This window comes from Kitasatospora sp. NPDC034023 (genome assembly GCF_055575795.1).
In genome coordinates this window covers 417,731-429,283 of the sequence record NZ_JBVIRY010000002.1, presented here as the reverse complement: position 1 = coordinate 429,283, position 11,553 = coordinate 417,731, and the positions used below count along the sequence as shown (strand labels likewise).

Here is an 11,553-nt window from a genome sequence, read left to right as displayed (position 1 = left end):
GACCCGTCAGACCCGTCAGACCCGTCAGACCCGGCCGGCGAGGCCCGGCCCTCAGGCCTGCTCGCGCCAGCCCTCGTGCTCGGTGGCCAGGGCGTCGAGCGCGTGCAGCAGGGCGGGGGTCCAGCCGGTGTCCGGGGCTTCGACCACGATGAGCCACTGGGCGTCTTCGGCGTCGTCCTCGCCGGCGAGCGCGTCGCGTACGATCTCGAGCTCGCCGAGGTCGGGTTGGGTGGCGCTGAGTTCCTCGGCGGCTTCTTCGGCGGTGTCGCGGTCGGGCAGGACGAGCAGCTGCCGGGCGTGCGGGTCGTCGAGGTCCGCGAGGTCGGTGGTGTGGTTCTCGGTCACCCGGCCATTGTCCAGGCTGCCCGGCTCGGCCGACCGGGCGGGCGGGAGTGTCCGCGGCCCGTGGGATGCTGGTAGGCGATGGCCAGGAAGAGTGCACCCGACGACCTGCTCGCCCCGCTGACCCTCGCGGTCGGCCAGGAGGAGCTGCTGCTGGACCGCGCGGTCGCCCAGGTGGTGGCGGCGGCGAAGGCTGCGGACCCGGACACCGACGTACGGGATCTGCCGCCCGGCGGGCTGCAGCCCGGCAGCCTGGCCGAGCTGACCACGCCGTCGCTGTTCGCCGAGCGCAAGGTCATCGTGGTCCGCGCCGCCCAGGACCTCTCCGCCGACTCGGTGAAGGAGGTCAAGGCGTACATCGAGGCCCCGGCCGAAGAAGTGATCATGGTGCTGGTGCACGCCGGCGGTGCGAAGGGCAAGGGCCTGCTGGACGCCGGGCGCAAGGCGGGCGGCCGCGAGGTGGCCTGCGCCAAGCTGACCAAGGCGAGCGAGCGGCTGGCCTTCGTCAAGGGCGAGTTCCGCACGCTGGGCCGCTCGGCGACCCCGGAGGCCTGCCAGACGCTGCTGGACGCGCTCGGCAGCGACCTGCGCGAGCTCGCGGCCGCGTGCAACCAGCTGACCTCGGACGTCGAGGGCACGATCGACGAGACGGTGGTGGCCCGCTACTACAGCGGCCGGGCCGAGGCGACCGGCTTCGAGGTGGCCGACCTGGCGGTCACCGGCCGGGCGGCCGAGGCGCTGGAGCGGCTGCGCTGGGCCCTGGCCGTCGGCCAGCCGCCGACCGGTATCACCTACGCGCTGGCCTCCGGCGTGCGCAGCATCGGGCGGCTGGCGACCACCGGGCGGAACATGCGCCCGGCCGACCTGGCCCGCGAGCTGGGCATGCCGCCGTGGAAGGTCGACCGGGTCCGCCAGCAGATGCGCGGCTGGACGGGCGACGGGGTGGCCACCGCGCTGACCGCGATCGCCCAGGCCGACGCCGCCGTCAAGGGCGGGTCGGACGACCCGGCCTTCGCCCTGGAGCGCGCGGTGGTCGCCGTCGCCCGGGCCGCGCGGGCCGGCTCCCGCCCCGCCTACTGACGCCCCGCCTACTGACGCCCACCGACGCGGCGGGGCCATTCGACGCGGCGGGCCCGGCGGTGCCCGGCGGTGCTCGGCGGGGCTCGGCGCGGGCCGACGCGAACAGCGGGGCCGGGCCGGAGGGCTACTTCTTCATGGCCCGGACGGCGTCCTGGCCGTCGGACTGCAGGGCGCTGCGCAGGTCGTCCTTGGACGGCGGCTTGGCCTTCCCCTCGGTGTAGCTGGCGCTGTAGTTGATGTAGTACGTCATCCCGCCGTCGCGGATGTCCAGCTCCGCGTAGACGCTGTGGTACTTGTCCGAGGCGTCGTCCTTGTACAGGAAGTACGCTTCCTCGCCGATCCCGGGGACGTCGGTGACCTGGTAGCCGCGGGCCCGGTACAGCTCCTTGTTGGCCGCCAGCTCGGGCGCGGGGTTGACGGCCTTGTGCAGGTCGGCGCGCAGGTAGACCGAGGCGTACTCGCTGTCGCTGTTGCCGCCGGTCCGCTTGAGGCTCATCGAGCAGTTCATGCTGTCCAGGGCCGGGTGCCGGTCGGTGTGGTGGGTCGGTGCCGAGGTGTCCGAGACGGAGTACGTCTGCAGCAGCTTGGTGGGCTTCGCGGTGGTGCAGAAGTCGTCCGAGAGGTGGTAGCTGCCGAGGCTGCGCGGCGAGGAGTCGCTGCTGACCATGCCGGGGACGGCCACCACGGCGGCGGTCCAGCCGGCCGAGGCGAGTATGGCGCCGACGAAGGCCCAGACGGCGTTGCGCCGCAGGTTCCCTCCGGAGCGGGGCGGCGTCCCCGCGCCCGGAGCGGTCGGCATCCCGGGCGACGTGGGCAAGCCCGGCGGCGGACCGAAGCCCGCGGGCCCTGGCGCACTGGGTGCGGGCTGCGCGCCCGGTACCGGGTGCATTCCCGGCGGCTGCTGCTGCGGGAAGCCGTATCCCGGCCCGTTCGGCGCCGACGGTGGCGGTGGCGGTGGCGTCGTCATGAAGTTCCCCCCTGGGCCTGGCGTCGGGGCGCTCCCCCGCACCTCGATCGCACCTGACCGACCATAGCGGCCGGACCGTGGAACGCGACAGGCGCCGCAGTGGCCTCCGGGGAGGAGGCCGACTGCGGCGCCTGCCGTACTGCTTCGTGCACCGCACCCGCGTGGCGAACGCAGGCCGCGTGCGGTGCGAGTCTCGTGCGTCTCAGGGTCCGGGTAGAGGGCCGGATCGTCCTGGGACGATCGGGGGTCGGAACCCCCGGGGGCGTCAGGCCTGGACGGCCGTGTTGACGCGCTTGGTGATGGCCGACTTCTTGTTGGCGGCCTGGTTGGCGTGGATGACGCCCTTGCTCACGGCCTTGTCGAGCGCCTTGGAGGCGGCGCGGGCCAGCACGGCGGCCTTCTCGGTCTCGCCGGCGGCAGCGGCCTCACGGGCCTTGCGCAGAGCGGTCTTCAGCGAGGACTTGACGGCCTTGTTGCGCAGGCGCGCCTTCTCGTTGGTCTTGTTGCGCTTGATCTGGGACTTGATGTTCGCCACGAAGGAGCCTCAGTCTGTCTAAAGGTTCTGAACGGGATCACACCGGGCGGCCGTCGGTCCAGCTGAGAGGGCATGCCGAGGCCAGGTGCAGCTGACCACGCTACCAGGGGCCCGCCGCCCGCCCCAAACCGGCCGCCTCAGTGACCGGGTCACACGGGCTCGGGGGCGGCGGGAGCGCCACCCACGGGGGCGGTCGGCGCGGTCGGAGCAGACCTGCCGGACGCCGCTACGGGCCCGCCAGGCGTCGGCACGAACCCGCCAGGCGCCGGAGCAGCACCGGCGGGCACCGCTTCCGCGGCCGGAGCGCCGCCCTGGGCGGGGAGCGGAGCGCCGGCGCCCCGGGTGTCGGTCGGGCCGCCGGTGTGCCGCCGGAGCCAGGTGAGGAACCGCCGGCCGAGCCTCTGGAACGGCACCTCGACCAGCCGGTACATCAGGTAGCTGACCGCGAGCGTGATGGCGAGGAAGGTCAGGGTGAAGACGATCGCGAACTTGGTCGACTTCGGCGCCGGCGCCCCCTGGAACAGCCACGGCATGCCGTAGAGCCAGTCCATGCCGTCGATGACCAGCCAGTGCAGCAGGTACACCGAGTAGCTGACGGTGCCCAGCCAGGTGAGCGCCTTCGGGAAGCGCCGCTTCTTCAGCGCCATCCCCAGGATCAGCATGATCCAGGCTCCGGCGTAGGCGAAGGACCACGCCATCCAGCTGGTGGTCCAGGTCCGCCACAGGGCGTCCCCGTGGTTGTACATGCGCCCGCCGAGGACCCCGGCGAGGAAGACGAAGCCGCAGTAGGCGATGGCCTGGATGCGGTCGATCTGGCCGTGCTCCGCGCGGTAGATGACGGTTCCGGCGAACATGGTCGCGAAGATCATCATCGTTTCGAACAGCGCGGACCGGCTGCTGCCGAACGCCAGCAGGACGCCGAGCGCGCCGAGCAGCAGGGCTCCGGTGCGGGTGAGCTGGGAGTTGCCGCTGATCGCACAGAGCAGGCCCATGGCCGCGACGAGTCCGGTGGCCAGGACCAGGTTCTCGGTTGACAGTCCCTGCTTGGCGAGGTTCGCCGGGGCGATCACCCCGCCGAGCAGGACCGCGCAGGTGGCGAAGCCCACGGCGATCGGTCCGCTCTGCCGGTGCTTGCGGAGCACGAACAGGGCGGACACGAAGTAGTAGAACACCATCTCGTAGGTGAGGCTCCACATGATGCCGATGGCGTTGGGCACGCCCAGCAGGTCCTGGAGCAGCATGCTGTTGGCCCCGAGCGAGAGCAGCGGGCGATCGAAGACGGATCGGTCGATCAGCATGTTGTGCCCGGCCGGGAGGATCACCAGCGCCGCGACGAACCCGGCGATGAGTGCCGGGTAGATCCGGAACGCGCGGCCGACCCAGAACGCCTGCATGTCGCCTCGGCGTTCCAGGGAGGCGGGCACGATGTAGCCGCTGACCAGGAAGAACAGCATGACCCCGAACAGGCCGAGGTCGAAGTGGTGGGTCAGCGCCGTGCCGTGCGGGATGAAGAACCGCAGCCCGAAGTGGTGCATGGCCACGGCGAGGGCGGCGAGGCCGCGCAGCGCGTCCAGCCAGCCGAGCCTCGCTGGGGCCGCTGCGGCCTTGTCGTGCGGTCTGTTCCGCGCTCCGCGGCGCACGCGGCTGAGTTCGATCCGTCTCACGGCTGGGCAGATTAGCTTACCGATCGCCTGGCGGAACATATCCGCAGGCGAACCAGGTCGAGCCGACCGGGCCGGGAGGCCCCGTCCCCGACCTCAGGAGAACCTGACGGACCTCAGGAGACCTCACGGACCTCAGGACCTCACGAGTCGGGCCGGCCAGGCGTCGAGCAGGGGCTCGCCGTAGTGCTCGACCTCCGGGAACGGGCGGTAGAAGTGGTGCAGCAGGGCGCGCCAGCGCTGGTACTCGGGGGAGGTGCGGAAGCCCTCGGTGTGGTCGGCGAGGGTCTCCCATTCGACCTGGAGGAGGAAGCGCGAGCCGCGGCCCTCGTCGAGGCAGCGGCGTAGTTGCAGGGAGCGGAAGCCGCGCTGGACGGCGATCAGCGGGCGGGCCTCGGCGAAGGCGGCGAGGAATTCTTCCTCCCGGCCGGGCAGGACGTCGAGCAGGGCGCTTTCGAGGATCACGGGAGGCCATCCTGCCGCCCGGGGACGGGTGGCGGAAGGGTCGGGCGGTGCCCGAACGGCAGCACGGCCCGCGCTCGTGGGAGGATGGGAGGAACTATTTCGATCGGACGAGACTGTCCGGTCCCCGGGAAACCGGTCAGCGATGACCCGGACACCCCCGGCCCCGGACCAACGGAGAATCGGACCAAGGTGCCCGCGACCCCCAGCAATGTGCCAGAGCCCAGCCGTACCGACCCGGCGCTGATCCGCAACTTCTGCATCATCGCCCACATCGACCACGGCAAGTCGACGCTCGCAGACCGGATGCTGCAGATCACCGGTGTCGTCGACCCCCGGCAGATGCGTGCCCAGTACCTCGACCGCATGGACATCGAGCGTGAGCGCGGCATCACCATCAAGTCGCAGGCGGTCCGCCTCCCGTGGGCGCCGACGACCGGGCCGAACGCCGGGGCGACGCACATCCTCAACATGATCGACACCCCCGGCCACGTGGACTTCACGTACGAGGTGTCCCGTTCCCTCGCCGCGTGCGAGGGCACGATCCTGGTGGTCGACGCGGCCCAGGGCATCGAGGCGCAGACCCTCGCCAACCTGTACCTGGCGCTGGAGAACGACCTCACGATCGTCCCGGTGCTCAACAAGATCGACCTGCCGGCCGCCCAGCCGGAGAAGTACGCGGCGGAGATCGCGCACATCATCGGCTGCGACCCCTCGGACGTGCTGCAGGTCAGCGCCAAGACCGGTCTCGGCGTCGAAGGCCTGCTGGACCACATCGTCGACACCATCCCGGCCCCGGTCGGCGTCAAGGACGCCCCGGCCCGCGCGATGATCTTCGACTCGGTCTACGACTCCTACCGCGGCGTGGTCACCTACGTCCGGGTGGTCGACGGCCAGCTCACCAAGCGTGAGCGGATCGCGATGATGTCCACCGGCGCGACGCACGAGCTGCTGGAGATCGGCGTCATCTCGCCCGAGCCGAAGGTCGCCGACGGCCTCGGCGTCGGCGAGGTGGGCTACATCATCACCGGTGTGAAGGACGTCCGGCAGTCCAAGGTCGGTGACACCATCACCTCGATGCACAAGGGCGCGACCGAGGCGCTGGGCGGCTACAAGGACCCGCGCCCGATGGTGTTCTCCGGCCTCTACCCGCTGGACGGCTCGGACTACCCGCTGCTGCGCGACGCCCTGGACAAGCTGCGGCTCAACGACGCCGCGCTGGTCTACGAGCCGGAGACCTCGGTCGCGCTCGGCTTCGGCTACCGCTGCGGCTTCCTCGGCCTGCTGCACCTGGAGATCATCCGGGAGCGCCTGGAGCGCGAGTTCAACCTCGACCTGATCTCCACCGCCCCCAACGTGATCTACCGGGTGATCATGGAGGACGGCACCGAGCACACCGTCACCAACCCGAGCGAGTTCCCGACCGGCAAGCTCGCCGAGGTCTACGAGCCGATCGTGCGCGGCACCATCCTGGCGCCGAACGAGTTCGTCGGCGCGATCATGGAGCTCTGCCAGGCCCGCCGCGGCAACCTCCAGGGCATGGACTACCTCTCCGAGGACCGCGTAGAGCTGCGCTACACCCTGCCGCTCGCCGAGATCGTCTTCGACTTCTTCGACCAGCTGAAGTCCAAGACCCGCGGCTACGGCTCCTTCGACTACGAGCCGATCGGCGAGCAGAGCGCCCAGCTGGTGAAGGTCGACATCCTGCTGCACGGCGACGCGGTGGACGCCTTCTCCGCGATCGTCCACAAGGACAAGGCCTACGGCTACGGCGTGATGATGGCGGGCAAGCTGCAGAAGCTGATCCCCCGCCAGCAGTTCGAGGTGCCGATCCAGGCCGCGATCGGCTCCCGGGTGATCGCCCGTGAGACGGTCCGCGCGATCCGCAAGGACGTCCTCGCCAAGTGCTACGGCGGTGACATCTCGCGTAAGCGCAAGCTGCTGGAGAAGCAGAAGGAAGGCAAGAAGCGGATGAAGATGGTCGGCCGCGTGGAGGTCCCGCAGGAGGCCTTCATCGCCGCGCTGTCCACCGACGCCGAGGCGCCGAAGGACAAGAAGTAACCGAGGCGAGCCGAAGGGCCCGGGCATCCCGCCCGGGCCCTTTTGCGTTCCCGGAGGCCGTCCAGGCCGTCCAGGCCGTCGAGGCCGTCAAGGCCGCTTCGGCGGCTACCCGGGCGGCTACTTCAGCGCGCTGAAGACGGCGGAGACGATCCCGGCCTTGGCCAGCCGCCCCGCGGCGCCGGTGAACACGGTGGGCTTCATCGAGTCGTCCGCGTGGACCAGTTGGAGCAGCCCGTCCCGCCGGCCGAGGCTGACGCACTGCACGAGGTACCGGAACGAGAACGGCTTCTCCGTGCGCCCGCCGAGCAGCTTGCCGACGTACTGGCCCTGCGGCAGGGCGGTGGCGCAGCCCATCCGCAGGGTGCCGACGCCGGGGACGGTGACGGCGGCGGCGTCGCCGACCACGTGGACGTCGGGGTGCGAGACGGACCGCAGGTGGTCGTCCACCAGGGCCCGGCCGCGCTCGTCCACGGCCAGCCCGGCCTCGGCGGCCAGCGGGTGCGGCTCCAGCGAGGCGGCCCAGAGGGTGAGGTCGGCGTCGATCGGGCCGGCGGTGGTGCGCAGCCCGTCCGGGGTGACCTCGGTGACGGTGGCGTCCTCGTGGACGGCGACGCCGAGCCGGTCGAGGACGCGCCGGACGTGGGCGCGGCCCTTGGGCGAGTAGATGCCGCCGACCCGGCCGGCCGCGATGATCCGCACCCGCCAGTCGGGGTGGGCTTCGGCGAGTTCGGTGGCCAGTTCGATGCCGGTGGCGCCGCCGCCGACCACGGCAAGGGTGCCGGGCCGGGCGGCCTCGCGGATCAGGCGTCGGACCTCGGCGGCGCGCTCGACGGGGTGGGCGTTTTCGACGGCGCCGGGGACGCCGTGCCAGGCGGTGCGGCTGCCGAGGGCGTAGACCAGGGTGTCGTAGGCGAGGGTGGTGCCGTCGTCCAGCAGGACCTTGTGTCCGGTGAGGTCGAGTTCGACGGCGCGGGCCCGGTGGTGCCGGATCGTGCGGCCGCGGGCCAGGTCGGTGATGGCCGGCCAGTCGCGGCCGCGGCCGGCCGCCGCTTCGTGCTGGCGGATGCGGTGCAGGAGTCGCTCCTCGGGGGCGACCAGGGTGACGGTGTGGTGCCGTCCGGCGCCCTTGGCCGCGGTGAGTCCGGCGTATCCGGCGCCCAGGACGACGATCCGCTTCCCGGGGGTGGTGGTGCTGCTGCTCATCTCGTCCGCCTCCATTCGGTGCGCCCTCGTGGAGCGCTGCTCGGGAAGGGGACGACGCGGCCGGTCGGGATGTGACCGTGACCCGCGTCACATCGCCGCGGGTCTGGGGCGGGCCCGGGGTGGGGCTCGGGGCGGGGGTGTCGTGGGGTCGGTCAGGGGGCGGTGACCGGGCTGATCCGGCCGAGCTTCTCGGGGTTGACGACGACGTGCGCCTCGGTGATCCGCCCGTCGGCGACGGTGAAGGCGAGCACGCCGCCGACGGTGCCGGTGGCCCGGTCGTACCAGACCAGCCCGGGTTCGCCGTTGACCATCGCGTGTGCGGTCCCGATGTCGGGGGTGAACCACTTGGCGATCAGGCCGGTCACCAGGCGGGACACCCGGTCGGCGCCGCGGACGGGGCGGGCTGCGGCGCGGACGATGCCGCCGCCGTCGGCGTGCCAGACCACGTCCGGGTCGAGGACCTCCATCAGGGCGAGGATGTCCCCGCGGGTGGTGGCGGCGACGAAGGCCTCGACGGCCTGGCGGTGCTCGGCCGGGGCGGCGCCGCCGGGGCGCCGGGCGCTGTCCTTGACCCGGCGGCGGGCCCGGGAGGCGAGTTGGCGGGCGGCGTCGGGGGAGCGGTCCAGGGAGGCGCCGATCTCCTCGAAGCCGACCGCGAAGACGTCGTGCAGGACGAAGGCGGCCCGTTCGGCCGGGGTGAGCTGTTCCAGGACGGCGAGCAGGGCGAGCGAGACGGACTCGCCGCGCTCGGCGAGTTCGTCGGGGGAGTCGGGGCCGTCGGCGTAGGAGACGGCCGGCTCGGGCAGCCACTCGCCGTAGTAGGCCTCGCGGCGGGCCCGGGCGGAGCCCAGCTGGTCGTAGCAGAGCCGGGTGACGACGGTGGTCAGGAACGCGCGCGGATCGGCGTCGGTGGCGCGGTCGGCGGCCTGCCAACGCAGCCAGGCGTCCTGCAGGACGTCCTCGGCGTCGGTGAAGGAGCCGAGCAGCCGGTAGGCGACGGAGCCGAGGTAGCGGCGGTTCGCCTCGAAGGCGTCCGGGGCGGCCGGGAGCTGGTCGTCGATCACGCGCCCAAGGTAGCGCCCGGCGGCACCCATGGCGACGACCGGGTGCGCGACGGGCGGGGACGCGAAGGCGGGACGCAAAGGTGGTCACCCGCGAAGAGCATGCACACGAGGGCACGCACACGAGGGCATGCACGCGAAGGGCACGCACACGAGGGCACGCACACGAGGGCATGCACGCGAAGGGCATGCACGCGAAGGGCCGGGGCGGAAGGTCCCGCCCCGGCCCGTCATGTGGCGCTGCGTCAGTCGACCTCGGCCACGGCCTCCGCGAACTGCGCCTGGTAGAGCCGGGCGTAGGCGCCGTCGGCGGCGATCAGTTCGTCGTGCGAGCCCTGTTCCACGATCGAGCCGTTCTCCATCACCAGGATCACGTCGGCGTCCCGGATGGTGGAGAGCCGGTGGGCGATGACGAAGCTGGTGCGGCCGGTGCGCAGCCGGGCCATGGCCCGCTGGATGAGTACCTCGGTGCGGGTGTCGACGGAGCTGGTGGCCTCGTCGAGGACCAGGATGGACGGCTGGGCGAGGAAGGCCCGGGCGATGGTGATCAGCTGCTTCTCGCCGGTGCTGACGTTGGTGCCCTCGTCGTCGATGACGGTGTCGTAGCCGTCCGGCAGGGTGCGGACGAAGCGGTCGACGTGGGCGGCCTTGGCGGCCTCGACGACCTGTTCGTGGGTGGCGCCCCGGGCGCCGTAGGCGATGTTGTCGGCGATGGTGCCGCCGAACAGCCAGGTGTCCTGGAGGACCATGCCGATGCCGGAGCGCAGGTCCTCGCGGGACATCGCGGAGATGTCGACCCCGTCGAGGGTGATCCGTCCGGAGCTGACCTCGTAGAAGCGCATCAGCAGGTTGACGAGGGTGGTCTTGCCGGCGCCGGTGGGGCCGACGATGGCGACCGTGTGGCCGGGTTCGACCTTGAGCGAGAGGTCCTCGATGAGCGGCTTGTCGGGTTCGTAGCGGAAGGAGACGTCCTGGAAGGCGACCCGGCCGTGCAGGGCGTCCGGCTTCTCGGGCATGGCGGGTTCGGCGCTCTGCTCGGGGGCGTCGAGCAGTTCGAAGACGCGCTCGGCGGAGGCGACACCGGACTGCACCAGGTTGGCCATGCTGGCGACCTGGGTGAGCGGCTGGCTGAACTGCCGGGAGTACTGGATGAACGCCTGCACGTCGCCGATGGACAGCGCGCCGCTGGCCACCCGCAGGCCGCCGACGACGGCGACCAGCACGTACTGCAGGTTGCCGATCAGCATCATCGCGGGCTGGATGATCCCGGAGATGAACTGGGCCTTGTAACTGGCCTCGTAGAGTGCCTCGTTGTGCTTGCGGAAGGTCTCCGCGGACTCGCGCTGGCGGCCGAAGACCTTGACCAGGGTGTGGCCGGTGTACATCTCCTCGATGTGGGCGTTGAGCTGGCCGGTGGACTTCCACTGCTGGACGAACTGCGGCTGCGCCCGCTTGCCGACCTTGGTGGCGACGACCACCGAGACCGGCACCGAGACCAGGGCGATCAGGGCGAGCAGCGGGGAGATCCAGAACATCATGGCCAGCACGCCGACCACGGTGAGCAGCGAGTTGACGACCTGTCCCATGGTCTGCTGCATGGACTGGCCGATGTTGTCGATGTCGTTGGTGACCCGGCTGAGCACTTCGCCGCGCGGCTGCTTGTCGAAGTAGCTGAGCGGCAGTCGGGACAGCTTGGACTCGACGTCCTGGCGCAGCCGGTAGCTGGCGAGCTGGATGGCCTTGGTGGCCAGTCGGCCCTGGAAGATGCCGAGGACGGCGGAGGCGACGTAGATGCCGAGCACCCAGAGCAGGACGGAGCCGATGGCGTCGAAGTCCATGCCCTGGCCGGGGGTGAAGTCGACGGCGGAGAGCAGGTCGGCGACGCCCTTGTCGCCGTGGGCGCGCAGGCCGTCGATGACCTGGGCCTTGGAGGTGCCGGGTGCGAAGCGGGCGCCGACGACGCCGGCGAAGATCAGGTCGGTGGCGTTGCCGAGGATCTTGGGGCCGATGACGGCGCACCCGATGCCGAGGACGCCGAGGAGCAGGACGCCGATGAGGATGTTGCGTTCGGGGCGCAGCAGGCCGAGGACGCGTTTGCCGGAGCCCTTGAAGTCCATGGACTTCTCGGAGCCCTGGCCGCCCATGAAGCGGCCGGGTCCGGCGGGGCCGCGGCGGGCGGCG

The 11,553-nt window shown here is 71.6% G+C and carries 10 protein-coding genes; 2 read left to right on the top strand and 8 right to left on the bottom strand.

Annotation, left to right across the window (positions count from 1 at the left end; genetic code table 11):
- Nucleotides 1–51 precede the first annotated feature (51 nt).
- A complete protein-coding gene (locus tag ACZ52R_RS04855) occupies nt 52–345 on the bottom strand; it encodes a hypothetical protein (protein ID WP_360510192.1) in 294 nt (97 codons plus the stop codon).
- 78 nt (nt 346–423) lie between these two features.
- Between ACZ52R_RS04855 and holA the strand changes: the two genes are divergently transcribed.
- Nucleotides 424–1,422, top strand: a complete 999-nt coding sequence (gene holA / locus ACZ52R_RS04850; RefSeq protein ID WP_465620120.1) for a DNA polymerase III subunit delta — start codon at nt 424–426, stop codon at nt 1,420–1,422.
- Between the two features lie 124 nt (nt 1,423–1,546).
- Here holA and ACZ52R_RS04845 read toward each other — a convergent pair whose 3' ends face one another.
- The 4 genes from ACZ52R_RS04845 to ACZ52R_RS04830 form a co-directional block, all read right to left on the bottom strand.
- On the bottom strand, nt 1,547–2,221 hold the full coding sequence (locus ACZ52R_RS04845) for a hypothetical protein (RefSeq protein ID WP_465620122.1): 675 nt from the start codon (nt 2,219–2,221) through the stop codon (nt 1,547–1,549).
- A gap of 433 nt (nt 2,222–2,654) precedes the next feature.
- Nucleotides 2,655–2,924, bottom strand: coding sequence for a 30S ribosomal protein S20 (rpsT, locus tag ACZ52R_RS04840; protein WP_045938443.1), 270 nt, complete (start codon nt 2,922–2,924; stop codon nt 2,655–2,657).
- A gap of 149 nt (nt 2,925–3,073) precedes the next feature.
- Nucleotides 3,074–4,588 carry an acyltransferase family protein gene (locus tag ACZ52R_RS04835; protein ID WP_465752738.1) on the bottom strand — a complete coding sequence of 505 codons (1,515 nt, stop codon included), beginning with the start codon at nt 4,586–4,588 and terminating at the stop codon, nt 3,074–3,076.
- 132 nt (nt 4,589–4,720) lie between these two features.
- Nucleotides 4,721–5,050 carry an antibiotic biosynthesis monooxygenase family protein gene (locus tag ACZ52R_RS04830; RefSeq protein ID WP_465620127.1) on the bottom strand — a complete coding sequence of 110 codons (330 nt, stop codon included), beginning with the start codon at nt 5,048–5,050 and terminating at the stop codon, nt 4,721–4,723.
- Nucleotides 5,051–5,239: 189 nt separating this feature from the next.
- Between ACZ52R_RS04830 and lepA the strand changes: the two genes are divergently transcribed.
- Nucleotides 5,240–7,108, top strand: coding sequence for a translation elongation factor 4 (gene lepA / locus ACZ52R_RS04825; RefSeq protein WP_360504336.1), 1,869 nt, complete (start codon nt 5,240–5,242; stop codon nt 7,106–7,108).
- A gap of 117 nt (nt 7,109–7,225) precedes the next feature.
- On the opposite strand, the gene ACZ52R_RS04820 is transcribed toward lepA, so the two are convergent.
- The 3 genes from ACZ52R_RS04820 to ACZ52R_RS04810 form a co-directional block, all read right to left on the bottom strand.
- Nucleotides 7,226–8,311: an NAD(P)/FAD-dependent oxidoreductase gene (locus ACZ52R_RS04820; protein WP_465752736.1), complete on the bottom strand. Its 1,086-nt coding sequence runs from the start codon at nt 8,309–8,311 to the stop codon at nt 7,226–7,228.
- 152 nt (nt 8,312–8,463) lie between these two features.
- Nucleotides 8,464–9,375 carry an RNA polymerase sigma factor SigJ gene (sigJ, locus tag ACZ52R_RS04815; protein ID WP_465752734.1) on the bottom strand — a complete coding sequence of 304 codons (912 nt, stop codon included), beginning with the start codon at nt 9,373–9,375 and terminating at the stop codon, nt 8,464–8,466.
- A gap of 242 nt (nt 9,376–9,617) precedes the next feature.
- Nucleotides 9,618–11,516, bottom strand: a complete 1,899-nt coding sequence (locus tag ACZ52R_RS04810; protein ID WP_465752775.1) for an ABC transporter ATP-binding protein — start codon at nt 11,514–11,516, stop codon at nt 9,618–9,620.
- Between the last annotated feature and the right edge of the window lie 37 nt (nt 11,517–11,553).

What these genes read in the sequence shown, in the direction of transcription:
- holA (WP_465620120.1), top strand. Translation starts at nt 424, where the DNA reads ATGGCCAGGAAGAGTGCACCCGACGACCTGCTCGCCCCGCTGACCCTC.
- ACZ52R_RS04845 (WP_465620122.1), bottom strand. Translation starts at nt 2,221, where the DNA reads ATGCCGACCGCTCCGGGCGCGGGGACGCCGCCCCGCTCCGGAGGGAAC.
- ACZ52R_RS04820 (WP_465752736.1), bottom strand. Translation starts at nt 8,311, where the DNA reads ATGAGCAGCAGCACCACCACCCCCGGGAAGCGGATCGTCGTCCTGGGC.
- ACZ52R_RS04810 (WP_465752775.1), bottom strand. Translation starts at nt 11,516, where the DNA reads ATGGGCGGCCAGGGCTCCGAGAAGTCCATGGACTTCAAGGGCTCCGGC.